The sequence below is a fragment of the Mycobacterium montefiorense genome (assembly GCF_025823255.1).
Lineage (GTDB): Bacteria > Actinomycetota > Actinomycetes > Mycobacteriales > Mycobacteriaceae > Mycobacterium > Mycobacterium montefiorense.
In genome coordinates this window covers 215,974-241,846 of the sequence record NZ_JACKVL010000013.1, presented here as the reverse complement: position 1 = coordinate 241,846, position 25,873 = coordinate 215,974, and the positions used below count along the sequence as shown (strand labels likewise).

25 protein-coding genes and 1 pseudogene are annotated in these 25,873 nt (G+C 66.3%); 10 read left to right on the top strand and 16 right to left on the bottom strand.

From position 1 onward, the window contains the following. Nucleotides 1–18 precede the first annotated feature (18 nt). From H7K34_RS14565 to H7K34_RS14550, 4 genes are all read left to right on the top strand, one after another. Nucleotides 19–2,124 carry an MMPL family transporter gene (locus H7K34_RS14565; protein WP_264063552.1) on the top strand — a complete coding sequence of 702 codons (2,106 nt, stop codon included), beginning with the start codon at nt 19–21 and terminating at the stop codon, nt 2,122–2,124. Beyond that, the gene (locus H7K34_RS14560; protein WP_264062703.1) at nt 2,121–2,609 is read left to right on the top strand and encodes a TspO/MBR family protein; all 489 of its coding nucleotides are present in this window, start codon (nt 2,121–2,123) and stop codon (nt 2,607–2,609) included. Before H7K34_RS14565 ends, H7K34_RS14560 begins: the two co-directional genes overlap by 4 nt. Further along, nucleotides 2,609–3,940 carry a cryptochrome/photolyase family protein gene (locus tag H7K34_RS14555; RefSeq protein ID WP_264062702.1) on the top strand — a complete coding sequence of 444 codons (1,332 nt, stop codon included), beginning with the start codon at nt 2,609–2,611 and terminating at the stop codon, nt 3,938–3,940. The genes H7K34_RS14560 and H7K34_RS14555 overlap by 1 nt, the downstream gene beginning before the upstream one ends. 131 nt (nt 3,941–4,071) lie before the next feature. Further along, nucleotides 4,072–4,623 carry an anti-apoptotic protein gene (locus tag H7K34_RS14550; RefSeq protein ID WP_264062701.1) on the top strand — a complete coding sequence of 184 codons (552 nt, stop codon included), beginning with the start codon at nt 4,072–4,074 and terminating at the stop codon, nt 4,621–4,623. A gap of 16 nt (nt 4,624–4,639) precedes the next feature. On the opposite strand, the gene H7K34_RS14545 is transcribed toward H7K34_RS14550, so the two are convergent. After that, nucleotides 4,640–4,948 carry a hypothetical protein gene (locus H7K34_RS14545; RefSeq protein ID WP_264062700.1) on the bottom strand — a complete coding sequence of 103 codons (309 nt, stop codon included), beginning with the start codon at nt 4,946–4,948 and terminating at the stop codon, nt 4,640–4,642. A gap of 44 nt (nt 4,949–4,992) precedes the next feature. Then, on the bottom strand, nt 4,993–5,730 hold the full coding sequence (locus tag H7K34_RS14540) for an acyltransferase (RefSeq protein ID WP_108920710.1): 738 nt from the start codon (nt 5,728–5,730) through the stop codon (nt 4,993–4,995). Between the two features lie 181 nt (nt 5,731–5,911). On the opposite strand from H7K34_RS14540, the gene H7K34_RS14535 reads away from it, so the two are divergent. After that, nucleotides 5,912–7,189 carry a PQQ-binding-like beta-propeller repeat protein gene (locus H7K34_RS14535; RefSeq protein ID WP_264062699.1) on the top strand — a complete coding sequence of 426 codons (1,278 nt, stop codon included), beginning with the start codon at nt 5,912–5,914 and terminating at the stop codon, nt 7,187–7,189. Nucleotides 7,190–7,194: 5 nt separating this feature from the next. On the opposite strand, the gene H7K34_RS14530 is transcribed toward H7K34_RS14535, so the two are convergent. The 8 genes and pseudogenes from H7K34_RS14530 to ctaD all read right to left on the bottom strand — a co-directional run bounded on the left by H7K34_RS14530 (nt 7,195) and on the right by ctaD (nt 15,543). Further along, the gene (locus tag H7K34_RS14530) at nt 7,195–7,878 is read right to left on the bottom strand and encodes an esterase (protein ID WP_264062698.1); all 684 of its coding nucleotides are present in this window, start codon (nt 7,876–7,878) and stop codon (nt 7,195–7,197) included. A gap of 72 nt (nt 7,879–7,950) precedes the next feature. Beyond that, entirely contained in the window at nt 7,951–9,147 is a 1,197-nt protein-coding gene (locus tag H7K34_RS14525; protein WP_264063551.1) for a THUMP-like domain-containing protein, read from the bottom strand. Continuing rightward, nucleotides 9,141–10,103 carry a class I SAM-dependent methyltransferase gene (locus H7K34_RS14520; RefSeq protein WP_264062697.1) on the bottom strand — a complete coding sequence of 321 codons (963 nt, stop codon included), beginning with the start codon at nt 10,101–10,103 and terminating at the stop codon, nt 9,141–9,143. The genes H7K34_RS14525 and H7K34_RS14520 overlap by 7 nt, the downstream gene beginning before the upstream one ends. A 31-nt stretch (nt 10,104–10,134) precedes the next feature. Then, nucleotides 10,135–10,797, bottom strand: a pseudogene (locus tag H7K34_RS14515) (enoyl-CoA hydratase); the annotation flags it as partial. Next, nucleotides 10,794–11,612 carry an NUDIX hydrolase gene (locus H7K34_RS14510; RefSeq protein WP_264062696.1) on the bottom strand — a complete coding sequence of 273 codons (819 nt, stop codon included), beginning with the start codon at nt 11,610–11,612 and terminating at the stop codon, nt 10,794–10,796. The gene H7K34_RS14510 and the pseudogene H7K34_RS14515, both read right to left, overlap by 4 nt. Continuing rightward, nucleotides 11,609–12,478 (bottom strand): ABC transporter ATP-binding protein, encoded by an 870-nt coding sequence (locus H7K34_RS14505; protein ID WP_372510773.1) that lies wholly within the window; start codon nt 12,476–12,478, stop codon nt 11,609–11,611. Before H7K34_RS14505 ends, H7K34_RS14510 begins: the two co-directional genes overlap by 4 nt. A 58-nt stretch (nt 12,479–12,536) precedes the next feature. Continuing rightward, nucleotides 12,537–13,772 carry a phosphoserine phosphatase SerB gene (gene serB / locus H7K34_RS14500; RefSeq protein WP_264062695.1) on the bottom strand — a complete coding sequence of 412 codons (1,236 nt, stop codon included), beginning with the start codon at nt 13,770–13,772 and terminating at the stop codon, nt 12,537–12,539. A gap of 25 nt (nt 13,773–13,797) precedes the next feature. Next, nucleotides 13,798–15,543: an aa3-type cytochrome oxidase subunit I gene (gene ctaD, locus H7K34_RS14495; protein ID WP_264062694.1), complete on the bottom strand. Its 1,746-nt coding sequence runs from the start codon at nt 15,541–15,543 to the stop codon at nt 13,798–13,800. 212 nt (nt 15,544–15,755) lie between these two features. On the opposite strand from ctaD, the gene H7K34_RS14490 reads away from it, so the two are divergent. Together H7K34_RS14490 and H7K34_RS14485 are read left to right on the top strand one after the other, a co-directional pair. Continuing rightward, nucleotides 15,756–16,844: an iron-siderophore ABC transporter substrate-binding protein gene (locus H7K34_RS14490; protein WP_372510796.1), complete on the top strand. Its 1,089-nt coding sequence runs from the start codon at nt 15,756–15,758 to the stop codon at nt 16,842–16,844. Between the two features lie 130 nt (nt 16,845–16,974). Beyond that, nucleotides 16,975–18,015: an NAD(P)-dependent alcohol dehydrogenase gene (locus tag H7K34_RS14485; protein ID WP_264062693.1), complete on the top strand. Its 1,041-nt coding sequence runs from the start codon at nt 16,975–16,977 to the stop codon at nt 18,013–18,015. Here the strand turns inward: H7K34_RS14485 and H7K34_RS14480 are convergent. The 4 genes from H7K34_RS14480 to H7K34_RS14465 form a co-directional block, all read right to left on the bottom strand. Next, on the bottom strand, nt 18,004–18,423 hold the full coding sequence (locus H7K34_RS14480; RefSeq protein ID WP_108920718.1) for a DUF3349 domain-containing protein: 420 nt from the start codon (nt 18,421–18,423) through the stop codon (nt 18,004–18,006). The genes H7K34_RS14485 and H7K34_RS14480 overlap by 12 nt on opposite strands. Nucleotides 18,424–18,772: 349 nt before the next feature. After that, nucleotides 18,773–19,261 carry a hypothetical protein gene (locus H7K34_RS14475; protein ID WP_264062692.1) on the bottom strand — a complete coding sequence of 163 codons (489 nt, stop codon included), beginning with the start codon at nt 19,259–19,261 and terminating at the stop codon, nt 18,773–18,775. 81 nt (nt 19,262–19,342) lie between these two features. Then, entirely contained in the window at nt 19,343–20,317 is a 975-nt protein-coding gene (gene nrdF, locus H7K34_RS14470) for a class 1b ribonucleoside-diphosphate reductase subunit beta (protein ID WP_264062691.1), read from the bottom strand. Between the two features lie 187 nt (nt 20,318–20,504). Beyond that, entirely contained in the window at nt 20,505–21,107 is a 603-nt protein-coding gene (locus tag H7K34_RS14465; RefSeq protein ID WP_264062690.1) for a TetR/AcrR family transcriptional regulator, read from the bottom strand. Between the two features lie 93 nt (nt 21,108–21,200). On the opposite strand from H7K34_RS14465, the gene H7K34_RS14460 reads away from it, so the two are divergent. The 3 genes from H7K34_RS14460 to H7K34_RS14450 are packed head-to-tail and all read left to right on the top strand — an operon-like array spanning nt 21,201 to nt 23,811. After that, entirely contained in the window at nt 21,201–22,781 is a 1,581-nt protein-coding gene (locus tag H7K34_RS14460; RefSeq protein WP_264062689.1) for a phytoene desaturase family protein, read from the top strand. Nucleotides 22,782–22,814: 33 nt separating this feature from the next. Further along, entirely contained in the window at nt 22,815–23,261 is a 447-nt protein-coding gene (locus H7K34_RS14455; protein WP_264062688.1) for an SRPBCC family protein, read from the top strand. Further along, on the top strand, nt 23,245–23,811 hold the full coding sequence (locus tag H7K34_RS14450; RefSeq protein ID WP_264062687.1) for a TetR/AcrR family transcriptional regulator: 567 nt from the start codon (nt 23,245–23,247) through the stop codon (nt 23,809–23,811). The genes H7K34_RS14455 and H7K34_RS14450 overlap by 17 nt, the downstream gene beginning before the upstream one ends. A gap of 24 nt (nt 23,812–23,835) precedes the next feature. Here H7K34_RS14450 and H7K34_RS14445 read toward each other — a convergent pair whose 3' ends face one another. Together H7K34_RS14445 and H7K34_RS14440 are read right to left on the bottom strand one after the other, a co-directional pair. Further along, nucleotides 23,836–24,294, bottom strand: a complete 459-nt coding sequence (locus H7K34_RS14445; protein ID WP_264062686.1) for a universal stress protein — start codon at nt 24,292–24,294, stop codon at nt 23,836–23,838. Beyond that, complete coding sequence (locus H7K34_RS14440) at nt 24,291–25,862, bottom strand: flavin-containing monooxygenase (protein WP_264063548.1); 1,572 nt, start codon at nt 25,860–25,862, stop codon at nt 24,291–24,293. Before H7K34_RS14440 ends, H7K34_RS14445 begins: the two co-directional genes overlap by 4 nt. Between the last annotated feature and the right edge of the window lie 11 nt (nt 25,863–25,873).

The window sequence follows — 25,873 nt, the reverse complement described above, 5'->3', positions numbered from 1 at the left end:
GGAAACGCTGGTGTCGTGATGTGGGAGTCTCTGGCCGCGGCCGTGACGGGCCGGCGTTGCTGGCGGCCCGGATTAGCCGCGGTGCTGCTGGGGATCGGCTTGATGGTGGTGATCGGCGGGAATGCCGCGGCCGGCCAGGCGCCGCTATCGGTGCCCACCGACTCGGACTCCGCACAGGTCGACGCGTTGGCTCGGCAGTTTCCCGGCGGTGATCGGGTTCCGCTGCTGCTGGTCGTCAATCGCACCGATGGCGCGCCGCTGACCGCCGCCGACGTGACCGCGGCCGGGGCGGCCCGCGACCGGATGCAAGCCGTCGTGGCTCCCTTTGGCGCCACCGACGCGGCGCCGCCGATCGTGTCGTCGGACGCCATGGCGGCCGTCGCCGTGGTGCCCATCCGCGCCGATTTGTCCGGCCTGGTCCTCACCGAGGGAGTCACCGCGCTGCGCGGCGCCGCCGACGCCGGCTTGCCCGCGGACCTGCGAGCCCATGTCACCGGGGGCCCGGCCTTCGGCGCCGATATCGCCAACGCGTTCACCGACGCCAACATCACCTTGCTGGCGGTGACGGCCTCCGTGGTCGCGCTGTTGCTGATCGTCACCTACCGCTCGCCGGTGCTGTGGCTGGCGCCACTGCTGGTGGTCGGATTCGCCGACCGGGTCGCGGCGGCGGTGGGCACCGCAGTGGCTTCGCTGACCGGTTTGAGTTTCGACGGCGCGACGTCCGGCATCACCAGCGTGCTGGTGTTCGGGGCGGGCACCAATTACGCACTGCTGCTGATTTCCCGCTATCGGCAAGAACTTCGGAGCCACACCGAGCACCGTGACGCGTTGCGCCGCGCGGTGCGCATGGCCGGTCCGGCCATTGTCGCCAGCAATGCCACCGTGGTGCTGGCGCTACTCACCCTGCTGTTCGCGTCGACGCCCAGCACCCGCAGCTTGGGAGCGCTGGCGGCCTGCGGACTGGTGGTCGCCGCGGTCTCGGTGTTGGTGATGCTGCCGCCGCTGCTCGCGTTGTGCGGCCGGCGACTGTTCTGGCCGCTGATCCCTGCGCCCGACGGCACCGCCACCCTCGAGTCCGGGGCCTGGCACCGGATTGCCGAACAGGTGGCCCGCCGTCCCGCCGTCGTCGCCGCGGTCTCGGTCGCGGCGCTGGCGGCCCTGGCCGGCGGCCTGCTGGGAACCCGAATCGGGTTGTCGCAGACCCAGCAGTTCCGGGTGCAGGCGGACTCGGTGTCCGGCTACGACGTGGTGGCAGCACACTTTCCCGCCGGACTGGCCAACCCCACACTCGTCGTGGCCCGCAGTGCCCAGGCATCGCAGGTGCGGGCCGCGATCGTCGCTACCCCGGGCGTGGTCTCGGCGACCGACGCGGGTCAGTCGGCTTCCGGCTTGACGAAATGGTCGGTGGTGACCGACTCCCCGCCGTCATCGGATCGCGCATTCACAATCATTGCCGCACTGCGTAATTCGACGAAGGCCGCCGACCCCGGCGTGCTGGTCGGCGGTCCCGACGCCCAGGCGCTTGATATCCGAGATGCGGCCGTGCACGACCGGCTGATGCTGATCCCGGCGATCCTGGCCGTCATCGCGATTGTCCTGTTCGTACTGCTGCGCTCGGCACTGGCGCCGCCCAACCTGCTGTCCGCCACGATTCTCGGCGCGCTGGCCGCCCTCGGTCTCGGCGGCTGGACGAGCATGCACGTCTTCGGATTTCCGGCACTGGACAACAGCACCCGGCTGTTCGCGTTCCTGTTCCTGGCCGCCCTCGGCGTGGACTACACCATCGTCCTGGTCACCCGCGCCCGCGAAGAGGCCGCACGGCACGGAGCGCGCGAAGGCATGATCCGCGCGGTGTCGGCCACCGGCGGCGTCATCACTAGCGCGGGAATCGTTTTGGCGGCGGTCTTCTGCGTGCTGGCAGTATTGCCGCTGATCGTGCTGACCCAGCTCGGCATTATCGTGGGCTTGGGGATCCTGCTCGACACCTTCGTGGTGCGCACGCTCGTCATCCCCGCGCTGTTCGCCCTGATCGGCGATCGCATCTGGTGGCCGGCGGACCCGACCGACACCAAAATCGTTGACCGGCAAACGGATTCCCTACAAGACGAACGGAGCAGGCTGTGAAACCCTCGACCCTGGCCGCGACCACAATCGCCGTCGCGGTGGCCGCAGGCACCGGAAGCATCGCCAGCCCACGTAGCGTGGGGGCCTGGTACTCGCGGCTACCCAAACCCTCCTACCAGCCACCGGGTGCCGCCTTCCCGATCGTCTGGACCGCACTCTACGGCGACATCGCCACCACTTCCGCGGTGACAATCGACAAGTTTCGCGCGACCGGACAGCAGGCTGAGGCGCGCCGCTATGCCGCGGCATTGAGCATCAACCTGCTCCTCAACGCCGGGTGGAGTTGGCTTTTCTTCCGCTTTCACAAACTCGGCGCATCCGCGCTGGGCGCGGCCGCACTGACGGTCAGCAGCGCCGACCTCGCCCGCCGGGCCGCCGCGGCGGATCCGCGCGCCGGCAAAGCGCTCTCGCCCTACCCGCTGTGGTGCGCTTTCGCCACCGTCCTGTCCACCCATATCTGGCGACTCAACCGTCGCGCCCAATAATGCCTGCGCTCTTGTGGTTTCGCCGCGACCTGCGATTGCGCGATCATCCCGCACTGCTCGCCGCCGCCGAAAGCGAAGATGTGCTCGCCTGCTTCGTCGTCGATCCACGTCTCGAGAAGTCGTCCGGCCAGCGCCGCCTGCAATTCCTGGGCGACACGCTGCGGCACCTGCGCGACGACCTGGATGGTCGGTTGTTGGTGACCCGTGGGGTCGCCGAAGAACAGATTCCCCGCATTGCCCGCAAGATCGGCGCGTCGACGGTACACATCTCCGAAGACTTCGCACCGTACGGAAAGCGCCGCGACGAAAAGGTGCGCGCAGCACTGCGCTCGGTTCCATTGGTGGCGACGGGTTCGCCGTATCTGGTTACACCCGGCCGCGTCAGAAAGGACGACGGGGAGCCCTACAAGGTGTTCACGCCGTTTCTGCGGAAGTGGCGTGAAGTCGGATGGCGCAAGTCCGCGCAATCGAGTGCCGATTCCGCACGCTGGCTCGACCCGGCTCATCTGGTCAAGCAGTGCGAGATCCCCGACCCCGGCATCGAGCTTGGCGTCGATGCCGGTGAGGCAGCAGCGCTTTCGCAATGGGAGGAGTTTGTCGACGGCGGACTGGACCGCTACGCACAAGCCCGCGACCGGCCGGACATCGCGGGCACCAGCCGGATGTCAGCGCACCTGAAGTTCGGCACCATCCATCCTCGCACCATGCTCGCGGCGATGGACCTGAGTAGTGCCGGCGCACAAACGTACTTGCGGGAGTTGGCCTTTCGTGACTTCTATGCCGGGGTGCTGCATTTCTGGCCGGCCAGCGCCTGGCGAAACTGGAACAGCGACTTCGACGCCATCTTGACCGACACCGGCACGCAGGCCAAACGTCGCTTCGAGGCGTGGAAGGCGGGCGAAACGGGTTATCCGATCGTCGACGCGGGCATGCGCCAACTGCGCGAGACCGGCTTCATGCACAACCGGGTGCGGATGATCGTCGCATCGTTTCTGGTCAAGGACCTTCACCTGCCGTGGCAGTGGGGCGCCGAATGGTTCCTGGATCAACTCACCGACGGCGACATGGCCAGCAACCAGCACGGCTGGCAGTGGAGCGCGGGGTGTGGCACCGACGCTGCTCCGTATTTCCGGGTGTTCAACCCGATCACTCAGGGTGAAAAGTTCGACCCAGCAGGCGATTACATCCGGCGCTGGGTCCCCGAACTGAGTGCCGCCGGCGATGTCCATCTGCGTAAAGGCGAACGCCCGCACGGCTATCCGGCGCCGATCGTCGACCATGGCACCGAGCGGGCCGAAGCGCTGAACCGCTATCAGGGCTTAAGCTCGTAGCCCGGTGCCGGCGCCGCCTTTCCGCACAGCGTTGCGGGGCACGCAACCATCTTTTGCCGAAATCGCCTGCCGACGCTGTTTGGCATGTAATTATCAGCCAACTCACAGTTGTCAAGGCGCAGGGAGGCGATATGGCTCACTCGATCGTTCGGACGTTGCTGGTTTCCGGTGCTGCCGCGGGGCTGATGGCCAGCGCCGGCGCCTGCTCGTGTTCGATCGGATCGTCGTCGCACGCGGTCGCCAAGGGCGATGTCGCGAGCCAGATCATCCAGAAGATGACCGACGCCCAGGGCAACAAGCCCGACTCCGTCGACTGCCCGGGTGATCTGCCGGCGAACGTGGGCGCACAGCTGAACTGTTCGATGAAGGTCAAAGGCGCCACCTACAACGTCAATGTGACGGTGACCAGCGTCGAAGGCAGCAATGTCAAGTTCGACATGGTGGAAACGGTCGACAAGAGCCAGGTCGCCGCATCGATCAGCGACAACATCACGCAGCAGGTGGGGACCAAGCCGGAATCGGTGACGTGCCCCGACAATCTGAAGGGCGTGCAGGGCGCCACGCTGCGCTGCAAGCTGGTTACCGACGGCAAAACCTACGGGGTGACTGTGTCCGTCACAGGCGTCGACGCCGGCACCGTCGATTATCACTTCGTCGTCGACGACCAGCCGTCATCGTCCTAACGCCCTACCCGAACGATCAATGGCCAACAGCCGCAAAGTAACCCACGATGCCAAGCAGTTCGGCCAGGGCGGACGCGCCTAGCGTCGCGGCGGCATACGGCCAGCCCCACCGTCGGCGAACCAGTCGGATGATCGTCACGACACACCCGATGACGGTCAGGGCGGCCGCCACCGATACGGACACCAACACGGACGTGGCGGCATTGTCCACGCTGCAATGCTCGGGGGGGCAGTAGTCCGTGAAGGCCAGGAACATGAACTCCATGCCCGCTGCCACGCCCCAGCCGACGACGGCAACAACCATCAGCACGATGGATAGCGCCACATCCCATCCGGGACGCGCCGGTGTGGTGCCCGGGACCGGCGGGGTCAGTGGGCCGCCTTTTTACGTTCGATATCGGCCAGGGCGGCGGCCAACTCGGCGCGCTGCGCGGCCGAGCTCTCCCACGACAGCTGCCGGTTCTTGACCACCTTGGCCGGAGCGCCGACCGCGATCGAATAGTCGGGAACCACACCGCGAACCACCGCGTGTGAACCGAGCACGCAGCCCCGCCCGATCGACGTGCCGCGAAGCACGGTCGCCTTCACCCCGACCCAGGTGTCCGGCCCGATCCGCACCGGGGACTTGACGATGCCCTGATCCTTGATGGGCAGCGTGATGTCGTCCATCCGGTGGTCGAAATCGCAGACGTAGCACCAGTCGGCCATCAGCATCGAATCGCCGAGCTCGATGTCGAGGTAGCAGTTGATCACGTTGTCGCGGCCCAACACGACCTTGTCGCCGAACCGCAGCGAGCCCTCGTGCGCGCGGATCGTGTTCTTGTCGCCGATGTGCACCCAACGGCCGATCTCCAGCTGTGCCAGCTCGGGCGTCGCGTGAATCTCGACGCCCTTGCCGATGAACACCATTCCGCGGGTGATGATGTGCGGGTTGGCCAGCTTGAATTTCAATAGCCGCCAATAGCGCACCAGGTACCACGGCGTGTAGGCACGATTGCGCAGCACCCACTTCAGCGAGGCCAGCGTCAAGAACTTGGCCTGGCGTGGGTCTCGCAGCCGGTGACCCCGCCAGCGGCGATGGACCGGGGCACCCCACATGCTTGTCACAGCCGGAAAGCCTAGCCCGGTCAATCACCAGCCCGCGAACCGCCACGGGTTACCCTCACCTGTACTCAATCGCTGCCGAACAGCCCGGCCCGCCCACGAGCGGCCCGCGTTGAAAGAAGGATTTGGGAAACCCAAGGTGCTTGCCCGACAACTCGTCAGTGGCCTTCGGCATTGCTCATCCGTGGTGTTGGCGGCTGGGCTCACGGCCGGGCTCGGCGGTTGCGGCAATACCGACGCATGGGTGCAGGCCGCGGCCGCACCCGGCTGGTCCGCGCAGTATGGCGACGCGGCCAACAGCAGCTACACGACGACCGGCGGCGCCGACAAGCTGTCACTGCAATGGACCCGGTCGGTCAAGGGCAACCTGGGCGCCGGACCCGCGCTGAGCTCGAGCAATTACCTCGCCTTGAACGCACAAACCCCCGCCGGGTGTTCGCTGATGGAGTGGGAGAACAACGACAACGGCCGGCAACGCTGGTGCGTGCGGCTCTTCCAGGGCGGCGGCTTCGGCGGTCCCCTGTTCGACGGTTTCGACAATCTCTACGTCGGTCAGCCGGGCGCTTTTCTGTCCTTCCCGGTGACACAGTGGACGCGCTGGCGTCAACCGGTGATCGGAATGCCGTCCACACCAAGGTTTCTCGGCGATGGTCAACTGCTGGTCGCTACGCATCTGGGACAGGTGCTGGTTTTCGACGCGCACCGCGGCATGGTGGTCGGCAGTCCGCTGGACCTGGTGGATGGGATCGACCCGACGGATGCGACGCATGGGCTGGCCGATTGCGCCCCGGCGCGCCAAGGCTGCCCGGTCGCGGCGGCTCCCGCCTTCTCCGCGGCCAGCGGGATGGCGGTGCTCGGTGTGTGGCAGCCGGGCGCTGCGGCGGCCGGGCTGGTCGGGCTCAAATACCACCGCGGCCAGACTCCGCTGGTGACCCGGGAGTGGACCAGCGACGCCGTGGGCGCCGGTGTGATTGCCAGCCCGGTGCTGTCGGCCAACGGATCGACCGTCTACGTCAACGGCCGCGACCAGCGTCTGTGGGCGCTCAATGCCGCCGACGGGAAACCGAAGTGGTCCATGCCGTTGGGGTTCCTGGCCCAGACGCCGCCCGCGGTCACCCCCGGCGGCCTGATCGTGTCCGGCGGTGGGCCCGACACCCGGCTGGTGGCCTTCAAGGACGGCGGCGATCATGCCGATCAGGTCTGGCGCCGCGACGACGTCACCCCGTTGTCGTCACCGGGCCTGGCCGCTGGCAGCGTCGGCTATGCCGTGACCGGCGGCCCACCCCGCGACGACGCTGCCGGGATGTCGCTACTGGTGTTCGACTCGGGCAACGGCTACACGATCAACAGCTACCCACTTCCCGCAGCCACCGGCTACCCGCTCGGACTAGCGATAGGCAGCGACCGTCGGGTGGTGGCCACCACCAGTGACGGTCAGGTCTACGGCTTCGCCCCGGCCTAAGCCGGTCAGATTGCCAGCGGCGGGATCGCGTTGCGAGCCACCGTGGCTTGGCACGGGCCGGCGAACGCGGGCAGCATCTCCCCCGGAGCGAAGTAGAAGATCAACTGGTCGTCGGTGATCGCGAAGTTCTGATAGTGCGACGGGTCGCGCCCCGACGACGGCAATATCGCGGCACCCAGCGCGTTCTGCCGTGCCAGGTCGCGCTGAACCAGCGGGAAGATCGCGTCCAGCAGCGACGTGTTCGGGGCGAACAGGTTGTCGAACGTGATGGGCTGTTTAGTCCCAAGGTTGTAGTTGAACGCCTTGTACCAGGTGGACGTGTGCGATCCGCCGACGTCCTGGAAGAACTTGAGCACCACACTGCGGGTGTTGTGCGGCGGCTGACCGGCGCCGTGTTGCTCGGTCGTCGCCTCCAATTGATAGGGCTGATCGCGCGGCCCGGAGGTCTGCGCGACGGCGATGAACCCGTCCCGGTTTTGCGTGATGTAGTCGTCCAGCGGCTGCGGGTCGGGGTAGTCGGCGGGAAAGGTCATGGTCAGCGTGTACGTCGGGCCGGTGGCACGCACGTGGCACAGCTGCCCGGCCTCGACGGTTCCGCCCAGGCCGGCACAGGTTGGTGGCTCGGCAGCAGCCGGCCAGGCCGCCAGTGCCGCGGCGATCAGCGTCGCGGCTGCGATCAGAAAACGCATAAGTCGAATTGTCCTCGTCGGTTTCAAATGGCGAGGTCCCCCGGAAAGTGACCGCCGACAGCGTACAGGGCGTTACCGCGATGGACGGCAGACACAGGCCATCGCGCGGGCGGCGGGTCGGGTGCCGATGCGGGTGATGACCACGGACATCGATTGGCTGCCCCGGGGCCGCAGCCGTCGCCGCAATGCGTCGGGGTCGACCTGCACCCCGCGCACCAAGATCTCCAGCGCCCCGCAATCGTGCGCCGACAACGCGTGGCGGAGCCGTCGCTGATCGAACTCCAACTGCTCGAGCACCTCGAAGCCGCGGACGCCGTCCGGCAACCGGTCTCCGGACAGGTAGGCGATGTCGGGATCGAGTTGCCACAGACCGTGCCGGGCGCCGTAGTGACGCACCAGGCCGGCCCGCACCACGGCGCCGTCCGGGTCGACGATCCAGCGCCCGGCCGGCTGCACTGCGCAGTCGTCGGGCTCGGTGTCGGTGAGCTGTTCGCCGCTGTCGAGGACACTCGCGCGCCGCCGAACCCGGGGCTCGGCCAGCCGACCCGACCACAGGCACGCTTCGCGCACCGAGCCGTGATACGACGTCACCTCGATCTCGCCGCCGAAACCGAGACGTCGCACGTGATCGAAATCAATTCCGGGAGCACACTTTACGACGAGATCGCGACCCTGGTAGCAGTCGATCAGCTCACCCAGGCCGGGTTGGTAGTCGGCGGGGTTGAACCGGCGCTGCCCGCCGTGGCGGCGTGCCGGGTCGACGACGACCACCGTGTCGCGGGTCACCGCGTGCAGCGCGTCGGCGCGGCACAGCACGGCGCCGGGGCCCAGATTGTGGGCCGCCATCGCCAGCCGTACCGGGTCGATGTCGCTGCCCACCACGGCGGCGCCCGCGTCGCGCAGCGCGGCCACTTCGGTGCCGATCGAACACGTCGCGTCGTGCACGACAGCGCCGCCCGCCGCCAGCCGTCGCGCCCGATGCGCCGCCACCGGGGCCGCGGTGGCCTGCTGTAGCGCCTCGTCGGTCAGGAGCCAGCTCGACACGTCACCGAGCTTGTCGGTGGCGCGCCGGCGCAGCAGCGTGGTTTCCACCAGCACCGGCGACCGGTCCCCGAAGCGGGCACGCGCCGCGGCGATGTCGGCGATCCGGGTGGCGTCGGTCAACGCGAATTCCGCGACCGCGGCAAGCGCCGCGACACCCGGTTCCGACCGCAGGTAGGCGACGTCGTCGGCGGTAAAGCGCAGGCCTTGAAAGGACTGGTTCAGCAGGGTTTGACCCCGGTGACCATCACGTTGTAGAACCAGCCCTTCGGCGCCAGGTGCCGCCAGATGTTGGCATCGACCCAGCTCAGCGTCTTCCAGCCGTTGAAAGCGAACTTCGCCCAGCCCCAGCCCAGCCGCCCCGGTGGCACCGACGCCTCGAAGGTACGAACCGGCCAGCCGAACATCGCCGCGGTGAACTCCTCGCTGGCGGTCTCGACGTCGACCGCGCCGGCGTTGGCGGCCATCCGCTCCAAGTCCTCTGGCGCGAAGGTATGCAGGTCGACGATGGCTTCCAGCGCGGCGACCCGGGAGGACTCGTCGAGCTCGACCTGCGGGCGCCGCCAGCTCGCCAAGCCGGGCAACTTGGTGACATTGGTGGCCACCCGCCAGGTCAGCGTCGACAACGAACGGGCGTAGACCTCGCCGACATTGGTCGGCTCGCCGGCGAACACGAACCGGCCGCCGGGCTTGAGCACCCGGATGACCTCGCGCAGCGACAGCTCGACGTCGGGAATGTGATGCAGCACGGCATGGCCCACCACCAGGTCGAAGGTGTTGTCGTCATAGGGAATGCCCTCAGCGTCGGCGACCCGACCGTCGATGTCTAGACCCAGCGACTGCCCGTTACGGGTGGCGACCTTGACCATGCCGGGCGACAAGTCGGTGACCGACCCCCGCCGCGCGACGCCGGACTGGATCAGGTTGAGCAGGAAAAATCCTGTGCCGCAACCTAATTCGAGCGCACGGTCGTAGGGCAGCTCGGCGATGACCTCGTCGGGCACGATCGCGTCGAACCGGCCCCGGGCGTACTCCACGCAGCGCTGGTCATACGAGATGGACCATTTCTCGTCATAGGTCTCGGCTTCCCAGTCGTGATAGAGCACCTGGGCGAGCTTGGTGTCGTGCCGGGCGGCTTCGACCTGATCGGCCGTCACGTGGGCCGCCGGAGTTGCATCGGTCATGCAGGGCAGCCTAACTGCCGTGCGACTGCGGATCGAAAACGGCGTTGATCCCGGCTTTGGCGGCGGCCAGCGCGCGATGCGGGCCATCCAGGAAGCGCCGTGCCCAATTCGCGGCGGCGTCATACACGTCATCGGGAGCCACCAACTCGTCGACCAGGCTCAGCTCTAAGGCCTCCTCGGCGTCGACGAAGCGCCCGCTGAACACCAGCTCCTTGGCTCTGCTCGCCCCGGCCGCATGGGTCAGGCGTGCCATGCCGCCGCCACCGGGGATCAGGCCGGACAGGATCTCGGTCGCCCCGAACTTCGCGTTGTCGCCGCTGATCCGCCAATCGGCGGCCAGCGCCAGTGTCAGGCCGGCACCCAACGCGTAGCCGGTCACCGCGGCGACGGTGGGCTTCGGGATGGCCGCGACGGCGTCAACGGCCTCGGCGCGCACCCGGTCCGCGATACCGGCCTCGGCCGCGGTCAGTGTCCGCAGCTCGGGCATGTCGTCACCGGCCGAGAAGATCTGGTGGCCGCCGAACAGGATCACCGCGGCGACGTCGTCGCGTTGCCCCACCTCGGCGGCCGCGGCCGCGATCTCCCGATAGACCTGCCGGGTCATCGTGTTGGTGGGCGGCCGCGACAGCAGCAGCACGGCCAGGCCGGCGTCCTGGGTGCCGTCGCTGACCACGACGTGGACGAACTCGCTCAAAGCGGCCACTCCATGGAGCCGCCCGCTTTGCGCGCCTGGTGGTAACGGTCGGAGTCGAAGAACTCAAAGACCCAGTTGTCGCCGCGCTTCTCGAGCAGGGGCTGCACGGTGACGATCTGGCGTTCGACGGCCAGCACGTCGGCGACGCTGCGGCCGGCCAGCGAGTCCAGCTGGGTCCAGGTCGGCGGCAACAGGATACTGCGACCAGCCTCGAAGTCGTCGACGGCATCCTGCGGCAACGCCCAGCCGGACCGGTCGGATTCGGTGTTCTCGCCGTCGGCACGCTGCCCCTCGGGCAGAGCCGCCACAAAGAAGTAGGTGTCATAACGGCGGGTGCGCTCGGCCTCCGGGGTGACCCAGTTGGCCCACGGCCGCAGCAGGTCGGAGCGCAGCACCAGGTTTTCGGTGCGCAGGAAGTCCGCGAACGACAGCGTCCGGTCGTCCAGGGCGCGGCGGGCCTCGGCGTAAACCGAGGCGTCACGGACGATCCCGTCCGGGTCATCGGCCGGGCCGGCGAACAACACCCCGGACTCCTCGAAGGTCTCCCTGGCCGCCGCGCATACCAGCGCCACGGCCAGGTCGGTCTCGATGCCGAACCGCTGTGCCCACCAGTCCGGCGACGGACCGGCCCACGCGATATCGGCATTGCGGTCGCGGTCGTCGACCCCGCCGCCGGGGAAAACCATCGTGCCAGGGGCGAACTCCATCTTCGAATGGCGCCGCATCAGGAAGATCTTCAAGCCACCGGGTACATCGCGGACCAGCATCACGGTGGCCGCCGGCCGGGTCGGGAGCGGCTCGGGCGTGGTGTTCATTGCTGCCCCCTCCGGTGAGCCGCGCGAGTACGGACGCGCCGCGCGAAGTACCGCCCGTCGATCACATCGAGGGCGATCGACTGACCGAATGCGGCCGAGAGGTTCTCGGCGGTCAGCACGTCCGGCAGCAATCCCGCCGCCACCACCCGTGCCTCCGACAGCAGCAGGCAGTGGCTGAAGCCGGGCGGAACCTCCTCGACGTGGTGGGTGACCAGCACCAGAGCGGGCGCGTCGGGGTCGGCGGCTAGGTCGGTCAGCCGGGACACCAATTCCTCGCGGCCGCCCAGATCCAGGCCGGCGGCGGGTTCGTCGAGCAGCAGCAACTCGGGGTCGGTCATCATCGCCCGGGCGATCAGCACCCGCTTGCGTTCCCCTTCCGACAGCGTTCCGTAGCTGCGGTCGGCGAGGTGCTCGGCGCCCAGGCTCTCCAGCATGTCGACGGCGCGTTGGTGGTCGATGTCCTCGTAGCGCTCCCGCCAGCGGCCCAGCACCGAATAGCCGGCCGAGATGACCAGGTCGCGCACGATTTCATCGGTGGGGATCCGCTGCGCCAAAGCCGATGAGCTGAGCCCGATCCGGGCCCGCAGCTCCGACACGTCGACCCGGCCCAGCTGCTCGCCGAGCACGAACGCGACGCCGGACGACGGGTGCTCGGTGGCTGCGGCGATGCGCAGCAGTGACGTCTTGCCGGCCCCGTTGGGTCCGATGATCACCCAGCGCTCGTCGAGTTCGACTGCCCAATCCAGCGGCCCGACCAAGACCCGCTCGCCGCGTCGCAGCGAGACGTTTCTGAAGTCGATCAGCAGATCGGGGTCGGCTGCGGCAGTGCCGGTTTCGGAGCCAGATTCGGGACCGGTTTGCAGCACCCGATTATCGTGCCGTACCGCGAGAGTGCGACGGCTGCCGGGTCGGCTCAGAGCTCATCTACGCGGGCGGAATCTCGACGCGGCGCACTTCGCCGTCGACGGCATCGGCGGCCTCGATCTCGCCGCGGGTCACGCCGAGCAGAAACAACACCGTGTCCAGGTAGGGGCTGCTCAGCGACGCGTCGGCGACCGCACGCAGCGCCGGTTTGGCGTTGAACGCCACTCCCAGCCCGGCCGCGGCCAGCATGTCGATGTCGTTGGCGCCGTCTCCGACGGCGACGGTCTGCGCCATCGGTACGCCGGCCTGCTGCGCGAAGTCGCGCAGCGCCTTGGCTTTACCCGGCCGGTCGATAATCGGGCCGACCACCCGGCCGGTGAGTTTGCCGTCGACGACCTCGAGCTCGTTGGCGGCGACGAAGTCCAGCATCAGCTCCTCGGCCAGCGGTTCGATGATCCGCCGGAATCCGCCGGAGACCACGCCGCAGTGATAGCCCAGGCGGCGCAGTGTCCGCAGCGTGGTCCTGGCGCCGGCCATCAACTCCAGCTGGCTGGCGACCTCGTCGATCACTGTGGCGGGCAGGCCCGCCAGCGTCGCGACCCGCTGCTCGAGCGACTCCGCGAAATCCAGCTCGCCGCGCATCGCGGCCTCGGTGATCGCGGCGACCTTGCCCTCGGCACCGGCCTTGGCCGCCAGCATCTCGATGACCTCGCCCTGAACCAGCGTCGAGTCGACGTCGAACACGATGAGCCGCTTGGCTCGCCTTTCCAGGCTGTAGTCCTCGACCGCCACGTCGACACCCTCGTTGGAGGACACCTTGTTCAGCGCGGTCCGCAGCTCCCCGTCGGCTCCGGGCGGCACCGAAACCCGCAACTCCAGACCGGTCACCGGATAGTCGGAGACACCGCGGATCAAATCGATGTTGACGCCAAGCGCCGCCACTTCCCGGGCCACCGCGCCGAATGCCCCGGCGGTGATCGGCCGGCCCAGCACGAAGATGGTGTGGGTAGAGGGGTCGCGGATGATCGGCACGGCCTCGCTGCGCTCGATCGTGACCTCGAGGCCGACGGCATGGATGGCGTCGGCGACATCGTCGCCCAGCACGATGGAGTCGGCGACCTCCGGTGGACAGCACAACAGCACGCCCAGCGTCAGCCGGCCTCGGATGACCACCTGCTCGACGTTGAGCAGGTCGATTCCGTGCCCGGACAGCGCGTCAAAGAGCGCCGACGTCACACCCGGTTGATCCACGCCGGTGACGGTGATCAGCACCGACACCTTGGGTGGTGCGTTCACTCGCGACTGCGGCCGGAAAAGGCCATTAGCTGCGGACGTCGACGTCGTCGAGCCGCGTCACGTCGTTGCCCTCTTTGCCATGGCTACGGCCGACGTGCGACTCGGCGCGCATGCGCTCAACCATGTGCGGGTAGTGCAGCTCGAAAGCCGGTCGCTCCGAACGGATTCGGGGCAGCTCGGTGAAGTTGTGCCGCGGCGGCGGGCAACTGGTTGCCCACTCCAGCGAGTTGCTATAACCCCAGGGGTCGTCGACGGTGACCACTTCGCCGTAGCGCCAGCTCTTGAAGACGTTCCAGACGAACGGGAACATCGAGGCGCCCAGGATGAAGGCCCCGACCGTCGACACGATGTTGAGGCCCTGGAAGCCGTCGGTAGGCAGGTAGTCGGCGTAGCGGCGCGGCATACCCTCGTCGCCCAGCCAGTGCTGCACCAGGAACGTGGTGTGGAAACCGATGAAGGTCAGCCAGAAGTGCAGCTTGCCCAGTCGCTCGTCGAGCAGCCGGCCGGTCATCTTCGGGAACCAGAAGTAGATCCCGGCGAAGGTGGAGAACACGATGGTGCCGAACAGCACGTAGTGGAAGTGCGCGACCACGAAGTAGCTGTCGGTGACGTGGAAGTCCAGCGGCGGGCTGGCCAGCAGCACACCGGTCAGTCCACCGAGCAAGAAGGTGACCACGAAGCCGATCGAGAACAGCATCGGCGTCTCAAAGGTCAACTGCCCCTTCCACATTGTGCCAACCCAGTTGAAGAACTTGATCCCGGTCGGCACCGCGATCAGATACGTCATGAACGAAAAGAACGGCAGCAGAACGGCTCCGGTGGCGAACATGTGGTGCGCCCACACCGCGACCGACAGCGCGGCAATCGATAGCGTCGCGTACACCAGCGTGGTGTAACCGAAGATCGGCTTGCGGGAAAAGACCGGGAAGATCTCCGAGACGATGCCGAAGAACGGCAGCGCGATGATGTACACCTCGGGGTGGCCGAAGAACCAGAACAGGTGCTGCCACAACAGAACTCCGCCGTTGGCCGAGTCATAGATGTGGGCGCCCAGGTGGCGGTCGGCGGCCAGGCCGAACAGCGCTGCGGTCAGCAACGGGAAGACGATCAGCACCAGGATCGAGGTCACCAGGATGTTCCAGGTGAAGATCGGCATCCGGAACATCGTCATCCCGGGTGCGCGCATGCAGACCACGGTGGTGATCATGTTGACCGCACCCAGGATGGTGCCCAGACCCGCGACGATCAGTCCCATGATCCACAGGTCGCCGCCGGCGCCGGGTGAGTGGATCGCGTCGGTCAACGGCGTGTAGGCGGTCCAGCCGAAGTCGGCCGCGCCGCCCGGCGTGATGAAACCGGCCATACCCATCGTGGCGCCGAACAGAAACAGCCAGAACGAGAAGGCGTTCAGCCGCGGGAATGCCACATCGGGCGCGCCAATCTGCAGCGGCAGCACCAGGTTCGCGAAACCGAACACGATCGGGGTGGCATAGAACAGCAGCATGATCGTGCCGTGCATGGTGAACAGCTGGTTGAACTGTTCATTCGACAAGAACTGCAGACCTGGCGCGGCCAGCTCGGTGCGCATCAACAGCGCCAGCAGGCCACCAATGAAGAAGAAGATGAAACAGGTGACGCAGTACATGATGCCGATCAGCTTGTGATCGGTAGTCGTGATCAGTTTGTAGATCAGGTTCCCTTTGGGACCGGTGCGGGCCGGGTACGGCCGAACGGCCTCGAGTTCTCCCAACGGGGGCGCTTCGGCTGTCAACAGCTCCTCCAAACATCCATCCCAGACAGGGTTCCCCCAAATCTTAGCCCCCGATCTGGCCGCGGGGAGTGCTGGTCCTACAAACTGTCGTATTTGGTTCGTCACAGGCGGGCGGCCGGGTCGGCAGACCGGTTCCAAGCTGGCCAGATGTTAGCGTCGAACGCGTGCAATCCGGCGGTAGGCGACCCACCCTGAGCCCCATCGAAGGACCCATCAACCGACGACTGGTGGCCGTCGCCGCGATCGCGGCAGCCGCCGTGCTGACATGCAGCGGTTGCGGGTCCGGGCAGTCCGGTTCCAAGGGGCCCTCGACTCGGCCCCTGGTGACGCCCACCACGCAAATCGCAGGCGCCGGGGTGCTGGGCAACGACCGCAAGCCCGACGAGTCGTGTGCGCGCGACGCGGCGCCGGCCGATTCGGGGTCGACCCACCAGGCCCACAACGCCGCGGGACTCACGCCGGACTCGGTCCAGGTGCCCGCGGAGGCGCAACGCATCGTGGTGCTCTCCGGTGATCAGCTCGACGCTCTGTGCGCGCTTGGCCTGCAATCGCGAGTGGTCGCCGCGGCACTGCCGGACGACTCGTCAAGTCAGCCGTCCTATCTGGGCGACGCCGTGCACGCGCTGCCGGGCGTCGGTCCCCGGAACAATCCCGACTTGCACGGGATTGCCGCATTGCACCCGGATCTGATCCTGGGCTCGGTGGCGCTGACGCCGCGGATGTATCCGAAGCTGGCGGCGATCGCCCCGACGGTGTTCACCGGCGCACCCGGCGCCGCGTGGGAGGACAACCTGCGTGTCGTCGGCGCCGCGACAGCGCGCAGCGGCGCCGCCGACGGGTTGATCGGTAGCTTCACCCAACGGGCCAACCAGATCGGGGCCAGCCACGACGCCGCCCACTTCCAGGCGTCGGTTGTCCAGCTGACCGTCAACAGCCTGCGGATCTACGGCGCCAACAACTTCCCTGCCGCTGTGCTCAGTGCGGTCGGGGTGGACCGGCCGGCTTCCCAGCGGTTCACCGACAAGCCGTACATCGAGATCGGCGCCACCGACGCCGATCTGGCGAAGACACCGGATTTCTCGGCGGCCGAGGCCGACGTCATCTACATGTCGTGCGCCACCCGTGCCGCCGCCGACCGCGCTGCGGTGATCCTGGACAGCGCCGGATGGCGCAAGCTCTCCGCCAACCGGGACAATCGCGTTTACATCGTCAACGACGAGGTATGGCAGACCGGTGAGGGTGTGATCGCCGCCCGCGGCATCGTCGATGACCTGCGCCTGGTCAACGCCGCGATCAATTAGCCAATTAGCGCCGCAGGTCCGGTACGCACAAATCGTCATAGGCTGATATTCGGATTCGGGCACGATTGGCTTGAAACCTTTACCTTAGCTAAGCTATTTCAGGACGCACTCGAACCGAAGAGGAATTGCCATGAGCACTGTTTTCGCGTACGCCGCCACTTCGGCGACGGAACCGTTGACCAAGACGACGATCACCCGCCGGGAGCCTGGCCCGCACGACGTGGCGATCGACATCAAGTTCGCCGGTATCTGCCACTCCGATATCCACACCGCCAAATCCGAATGGGGCGTGCCGAACTACCCCGTAGTCGTCGGCCACGAGATCGCCGGCGTGGTGAGCGCCGTCGGCTCCGAGGTGACCAGACACAAGGTGGGCCAGCACGTCGGCGTCGGCTGCATGGTGAACTCCTGCGGTCAGTGCAGCAGCTGTAAGGCCGGGGTTGAGCAGTACTGCAAGCAGGGCGCGACCTTCACCTACAACTCCGTCGACAAGGACGGCACCCCGACCCTGGGCGGCTACAGCCAGGCCATCGTCGTCAACGAGAACTTCGTCCTGCGCATCCCCGACTCGCTGCCGCTGGACAAAGCGGCACCGCTGCTGTGTGCGGGCGTCACGCTCTACTCGCCGCTGCGCCACTGGAAAGCCGGCAAGGACACCCGCCTGGCCATCATCGGCCTGGGTGGATTGGGCCACATGGGCGTCAAGCTGGGCAAGGCGTTGGGCGCCGAGGTCAGCGTGCTGTCGCAGTCACTGAAGAAGATGGAGGACGGGCTGCGGCTGGGAGCCAGCAACTACTACGCGACCTCCGACCGCGAGACCTTCCGCACGCTGCGCAGCAGCTTCGACCTGATCCTGAACACCGTCTCGGCGAACCTGCCCCTCAACGACTACGTGAACCTGCTCGACGTGGACGGCACGCTCGTCGAATTGGGCATCCCCGAGCACCCGATGGAGGTGGGAGCGTTCCCGCTGGCGCTGGCGCGCCGCAGCCTGTCCGGGTCGAACATCGGCGGCATCGCGGAAACCCAGGAGATGCTCGACTTCTGCGCCGAACACGACGTGACCCCCGAAATCGAAGTCATCGAAGCGGATTACGTCAACGAGGCCTACGAGCGGGTGCTCGCCAGCGACGTGCGCTACCGCTTCGTGATCGACATCTCAACCCTGTGAGACGCCCTCGGCGAGATCGTCACGGCGCCAGGCGATCTCTTCGGCCGCCTCGCCGTGCTCGTCACCGGGAATCACCTCGCTGACGTCGATGCCGGCCAGCGGCCAGCCGGCGGCGGCCAGTGTCGCGGCCACGCGCTGAATGTTCTCCCGCCCGGCGTCGCGGTTGGTGGTCTGGGTGATGAAGTCGGCAATCTCCTCGCGGCTGACTACGCCGTCGGCTCCTGGCTGCGATTCCTTCACCGCGATCTTGTGAGCCACCTCTTCGAGCTGCTCGGGGGTCAGCGGTGTGCTCCGCAGCAGGGCAAATAACGCCACCTGGTCCGGGCCCGGGACGCCTTGGGGGTAGCCGACGTCCAGCCAGCGGATCACCGACTTGAGAAATTTCGCGTGCTTGTGAGTTTCAGACACCCACCCAGTCTCGCGGTAGGGACGCTGCCATGGCGGCACGCCACGGCGACAATTCACATGCCGTTCACGACCCGAACATCTGCTGCTTGGAATCGCTGCGCCGCATCGATCGAAGAGTGCAGCGGGTCATCCTCTAGAAATCCGCTCTGTTCGCCGCGGACGCGAATTACGATCAGCGAGCCGATAAGGGGGCCCGGGCTGCGCCCGGAAGAACGGAGTGGTCATGTCTGGTCTCACGAGCAAACTCATCGTCGCCCTGGTTCTCGCCTTCGCCGCCGCCACCACGTCGGGGTGCACAATCGACTGCCCGGACGGCATGGGCGTGTGCGGCATCAGCTGACGCCTCCCGTCAGCCGTTCTCGTCGCGTAGGGCTTGCATCGCCAAGTTGTTGAGCAGCTGGCGTCCCACCTCGGTGCGTAGCTGGGGCAGCATCGCGGAGACGACACCGGCGGCGGTGAGCGCGAGGCACACCAGTCCGTCGGGCGCCGTGTCCGCGTCGCGGACCACCTCGTACTCGGCGTTGAGATCTTGAGAATGCTGCGCCATCGCGATGCGGGCCACCAGCCGGTTGTCGCGGTCGAGTTCGACGTCGTCAGCGGCAGCTGCCATGGTCAGCGTCTCGCCGATCTCGGCGATCTCGTTCGGTTCGCAGAGCTGAGCGACCAATTGCCAGAAAATCGACACGGTGGCGCGGATCAGCTGTGGCAACCGGTCAGCGGGAATCACTTCGTCGTCGACGATGACGCGCATACCCGCTTCGTCACCGCGTTCACCGTGCTGAATTAGCGCCAGTGCGCGACGAAAGTCCGCCGCGCCCACCGGGTTCTCACTGCTCATCTCGCCCATCCTGCCCGAGCAGCGCACGGGCAACGCCAATCCGCCTGCAGGAAACCAGATTCCAGGCCGTTCGCTACGGCGTTAGAAGTCCCAGTCCTCGTCTTCGGTGACGACGGCCTTGCCGATCACGTACGACGAGCCCGAGCCGGAGAAGAAGTCGTGGTTCTCGTCGGCGTTGGGCGACAGGGCCGACAGGATCGCCGGGTTCACATCGGTCTCGTCACGCGGGAACAACGCCTCGTATCCGAGGTTCATCAGCGCCTTGTTTGCGTTGTAGCGCAAGAACTTCTTGACGTCCTCGGTCAGCCCAACCTCGTCGTAGAGGTCCTGGGTGTACTCCACCTCGTTGTCGTAGAGCTCGAACAGCAGCTCGTAGGTGTAGTCCTTGAGCTCGGCGCGCTTGGCCTCATCGACCATCGCCAGGCCACGCTGGAACTTGTAGCCGATGTAGTAACCGTGCACGGCCTCGTCGCGGATGATCAGCCGGATCATGTCTGCGGTGTTGGTCAGCTTGGCCCGGCTCGACCAGTACATGGGCAGGTAGAAGCCGGAGTAGAACAGGAAGCTTTCCAGCAGCGTGGAGGCGACCTTGCGCTTGAGCGGCTCGTCGCCCCGGTAGTACTGCATGACGATCTCGGCCTTGCGCTGCAGGTTGGGGTTCTCCTCCGACCAGCGGAACGCGTCGTCGATCTCGGCCGTCGAGCACAGCGTGGAGAAGATCGAGCTGTAGCTCTTGGCGTGCACCGACTCCATGAACGCGATGTTGGTGTAGACGGCCTGCTCGTGCGGCGTCAGCGAATCGGGAATCAGGCTGACCGCACCGACGGTGCCCTGGATGGTGTCCAGCAACGTCAGACCGGTGAAGACGCGCATCGTGAGCTGCTTCTCGTTGGCGGTCAGCGTTGCCCAGGACGGGAGGTCATTGGAGACTGGCACCTTCTCGGGTAGCCAGAAGTTTCCGGTCAGCCGGTCCCAGACCTCGGCGTCCTTCTCGTCTTGCACCCGGTTCCAGTTGATCGCCGAGGCGCGATCGATCAGCTTCATGTTTTCAGTCACCAGAACCCCACTTCACACACGATTTTTGCCCGAGGGACGTCAGGCTGCAAACACTACCCCTGGGGTACGACAACCGGTGGCAACACAAGAACTTGTGTTTGCGTGTCGCGAGCCGGGCCGAGCCGAAAGCACTCACATCGCCTCCAAAATCAATTGTGCCTGCTTGCTCGGGGTGGTTGTTTGGTCGTCAATCCAATCCAGCGTCGCGCAATGTGCGCGTGAGGCCGTCTTCGAGCGCGCTCAGCGCGATGTCGGTGAGCCGGCTCAGTTCGTCGATGTCCTCTCCGCCCTTGCTCATCCACGCTTCCAGCGAGACGAACACCGCGGTCGCCAGGCTGTGCGCGGCAATGTCGGCGATCATGGCTCCGTCGGCAGTGGGTTTGGACCGTCCGTGGATGAAGCGGCTTATCTCGGCAGCGACCTGATCGGTCATCCGTCGAATGTGCGTGTTGATGATGTCCTGGTCCAGGTCGCGCGACCGGATGGTGGCGGCTTCGCGAACCATCGCGAAATCAAAAGGGAAGGCGTCTACGGCTTTTCGCACCGACGCGGTGATGGGTTCGCCGTGCGGTCGCAGTGCCAGCGCGCGAGCGAACCATTCGAAGCCGATGTCGTAGTCGGCGAAGATCACCGCGTGCTTGGACGGGAAGTGCCGATAGAAGGTCCGCTCGGTGACCCCGACATCGGCCACGATGTCGGACACGCTGGTTTGGTGCACGCCGTCGGCGACGAAGCGTTTCATTGCCGCCTGCAACAGGGCCTGCCGAGTGCGCTGACTACGAGATTCCACGTTATTAGCAGACACCAAATGTCACCATTGACGCAAATATGTCACATGTGACATTGTGCCTTCTGTCGAGGGATTATCACCGGAGGAGTCAGCATGGCGGACTATGACGCGATCGTCATCGGAGCAGGTCACAACGGTCTGGTAGCGGCGAATGTGCTGGCCAAGGGCGGCGCGAAAGTGCTTGTGCTGGAGCGCGCGCACTTCCTCGGCGGCATGGCCGCGACCCGCGAACTCTTCGACGGCTACCAGCACAGCGTCGGCGCCTGGGCCGTGTTGATCTGGCGCCAGGAGATGACCGAACGCCTGGAGCTCACCAAGTGGGGCTTCGAGTTGATGGATCAGTGGACCTCGACGTGCACGTTCGGCGACGCCGCCGATACCCCGTTCGTGATGTACAACGACCTGGAGCGGATGGGTCGTCATCTGTTCGAGGATCACGGAGCCGACGTGGCGGCCAGCCTGGGCGGCCTATTCGCCCACATCGGCCGGTTCGCACCGTATTTCGTCGACTCGGCGTTCGGGCCGCCGCTGGACATCATCGAGGTGATCGCGTCACAGCCCACGCCCGAGGCTCGCCATGACTTCGCCCAAATGTGGTACGGCAGCACGATGGACACCGTTCGCCGTTTCCTGGCGCCGGATCAGGGCCGCTGCATCCAGGGCTCGCTGGCCGCGATGTCCATCGACGCGTTCGACGGCGGTCCGTGGACGCCGGGCTCGAACGCCTCGACGCTGTATCACTACCTGATCGGCGGCGGCAACGTGGAATACATCATGCCGCGCGCGGGCATCGGTTCGCTGAGCACCGCGCTGTGCCGGCGCGCGGAATCGTTGGGCGCCGAAGTGCAGATGAAGCAGCACGTCAAGGAAATCCTGGTCGAGGACGGACGTGCCACCGGTGTCCAGTTGCGGGACGGCACAACAATTTCCGCCGACGTCGTGCTCTCGTCGCTTGACCCGTTCACCACTTTCGTGAATCTGGCCGGCGCGCAGAACTTTCCACCCGACTACATCCGCAAGATCAAGGAGATTAACTTCAACCTGGGATACATCCAGGCGCATCTCACCATCGACCAAGCGCCGCAATGGATCGAGCGCCTACAGCCCTACATGCAGGACAACGGGCAATGGTGTCCGACCGTCGCCTATGCGCCGTCAGCGGAATACATCAGCGATGCCTGGGAGCAATACCGCAAGGGCCAGCTGCCCGACGCACCGCCCACCTATCTCTACATCCCCAGCATGGTCGACTCGTCGCTGGCGCCCGAAGGCAAGCACAGCGCAACGATCTTCACGCCTTACTTCCCCACCGGTCTCGACGCCGACGAAAATCGCAGCTGGAAAGAGCAATACGCCGACACCTGCGTACAAATCTTCGACACGTACGCGCCCGGATTCGCCGACTCCGTCACCAACCGCGTCGTGTTCTCCAACCGCTACTTCGGCAGCACCTTCAGCGCGCACGCCGGTGACTACTCGCACGGCCTGCTGCAGCCCAATCAACTGTGGACCGGCCGCGTCGTCGAAGGGGCCGACAAGTTCGCCACCCCGGTCGACGGCCTCTACCTGTGCGGCCAGTGCACCCACCCCGGCCCGGGAGTCACCGGCATCCCCGGATGGAACGGCGCCGAAGCCGCGCTCAAGCATCTCGACGTGCGCGTAGCCCAGGCGTAGGCAAAGCGCCATCCTTCATGTACCATTTGGTACATGTTTAGCGAAGACGGCATCGAGATCGACGCCGCACCGGAACTGGTATGGGATGTCTTCACCGACGTCGAGCACTGGCCTGGCTGGACCGCCTCGGTGACCTCACTGGTCGGGCTCGATGGACCCGAACTCGCTGTAGGCAAACGGTTTGCGATCAAACAGCCCGGCATGCAGAAGCTGGTCTGGCAGGTCACCGAGCTCCATCCCGGCTCGTCCTGGACCTGGGTGCAACGCTCCCCCGGCGTACTCGTGACCGCGCGCCACGATGTCACCACCGGGCCCGGCGGCTGCACCTTGGTACGCCAGCAACTTGACCAACGCGGTGTCCTGGGAGCTCTCGTCGGGCGGCTGATGGCCAAGAAGACCAAGCGCTTTCTCGAGCTGGAGGCGCAGGGCCTCAAGGCCCGCTCGGAGCAGCTGCGCCGGGCCAATGGTCCGCACTCCTGACCTGCAGCGGCGCCGACAGCTTCTCGATGCGCTGATCGACGAGTTCGCCGACGGCGGCATCGGCGACCGCTCACTGCGCGAAGTGGCCGGCGCCGTCGGCACCAGCCATCGAATGTTGCTGCACCACTTCGGCTCTCGCGAGGATCTACTGCTGGCCGTCGTCGAGGAGGTCGAGCGCCGGCAGATGGGCCTACTCGGTGGGCTGCCCACGGACCCAGCGATTGGTTTCGCAGCCATGTGGGCGGACCTGCGTCGGCCCGAGCTACGCCGGCTCGAAAGCCTGTTCTTCGAGTGTTACGCGCGCGCCGCCCAGGGCGAAAAGCCCTTCGCCCGAATGACTCCCGACGCGGTCAACGGCTGGCTCAGCGCGGTCGAGGCGGCAGCGCCCGGCTCGACCGACCCCGCGATGACGAGGCTCGGGCTGGCCGTCACCCGCGGGCTACTGCTGGACCTGGTCGCCACCAACGACGATGCCGGTGTGGACGCTGCCGCAGCGGCTTTCGTTTCTCTGCTGCGCGGCAAGGGCGGTGACACGTATCGACCTCGATGAGGCCGAACAATTCTTAACGATGCTTCAGCCGGCGGTGTGGACGATCAGGACGTCCATCTTGGCCCTGCGGGAGACTTCGGAGGGGACCGATCCCAGCAGCCGTCCGGCGACGCTGGCGAGCCCGACGTTGCCGACGACCATCAGGTCGGCGTCGACCTCCTCGGCGAGTTGCACCAGCGCGGTAATGGGGGCACCGACGATCGCCTTCTCCTCCACGTTCTTGGCCCCGGCTTGGTGCGCCCGCTCCCTGGCGTTGTGCAGGATCGCGTAGTAAGGGGCCTCGCCCACCGTCCGGTAATCCTGACCGTGGTCGCTCCCCGGCGGGATGGCGTAGCGTCCGCGTTCCTCGGGGACTGGCGGATGTGCCGTCGCAACGACCAATTTCGCGCCGTGGTCCGCCGCGATAGCGGCCGCGCGGTCTACCGCACGCAGCGACGAGTCCGAGCCATCGGTGCCGACCACGACGGTCTGATAGGCGCTCATAAGTCCCCCAGTGTAGAGCTCCCAGCAGCCACCGCCGAACCCTTTCCGTGTGAATCGGTGCGAACTCCAAAGAATTGGTACTCATCGGGTTTGATCGACCGGGTCCCCCGCCAGTACTGCCAGGTGTAGCCACCCCACAGCACGGTGTTCTTACCGTGCGCATCGAGATACCAGCTGCTGCATCCGCCGCGGCTCCACACCGAGTCCTTCAGCATCTCCTGAAGCTCGTCGTTGAATTTGTCCTGCGCAACGCGGGTCGGTGCCAGACCCTGGGCACCGTATTTGTCGCAGGTCTTGATCGCGTCGGCGACGTAACGGATCTGGGACTCGATCATGAACACCACCGAGTTGTGCCCCAGCCCAGTGTTGGGGCCGAGCAGGAAGAACAGGTTGGGCATCTCGGCCACGGTGATGCCGCGGTGCGCACCAATGCCCTCCCGATTCCAGCGGTCGACCAGGTCCTCACCGTGGCGTCCCTTGATCTGGACATAGGTGTAGGAGTCGGTGACGTGGAAGCCGGTGCCGTAGACGATCACGTCGGCCTGGTGCTCGGTGCCGTCGGCGGTGACGATCCCGTCGGGCGTGATCCGGCTGATGCCGTCGGTGATCAGTTCGGTCTTCGGATCCGCCACGGCTTGGTAGTAGGTGGAGGAGTTCAGGATCCGCTTGCAGCCGATGCGGTAGCTCGGGATCAGCTTGCGGCGCAGCTCGCGGTCCTTCACCGCCCGGCGAATGTTGTATTTGCAGTACGCCTCAATGAATTTCAGCAGGTTCGGCCGCTTGGTCATCCCGACGGCCAGCGCCTCCTGCCCCCAATAAATCACCAGCCGCACCAGTGCCCGCAGCCCGGGGACGTTCGCCATGGCCCGGCGCACCGCTATCGGGAGATCAGGATTCGACCTGGGGACCACCCACGGCGGAGTGCGTTGGTAGAGCTGCAGTTCGCCGACCTGTCCGACGATTTCCGGCACGATCTGGATCGCGCTGGCGCCGGTGCCGATCATCGCCACCCGCTTGCCGGTGAGGTCGACACTGTGATCCCACTGCGCGGAATGGAAAGCGGGACCACGGAATTCGTCGCGACCCTCGATCTCGGGGATCGACGGGATATGCAGCGCGCCCGCGCCCGAGATCAGGAATTGGGCGATGTATTCACGGCCGTCGGCGGTGAAAATATGCCAGCGGTTTTCTTCGTCGTCCCAATGTCCGCGGTCGACGAGTGAATTGAACTCGACGTAGCGGCGCAGCCCGTATTTCTCGGTGACTCCCTTGAGGTAGTCCCAGATCTCGGGCTGATACGAGAAGGGGTTCTTCCAGTCCGGCTTGGGCTCAAACGAGAACGAGTACAGGTGCGACGGGATGTCGCAGGCGCACCCGGGGTAGCTGTTGTCGCGCCAGGTGCCGCCGACGTCGTCGGCTTTCTCCAGAATGACGAAGTCCACACCCTGCTGTTGCAGCTTGATCGCCATACCCAGACCGGAGAATCCGGTCCCAATGATCAGCGCGCGGGTGTGCACCGGCGTCGGGGCCTCGGGCCCCGGAGCCGGGTTTGCTTCGGCTTGTGTCAATGCATCGGTCA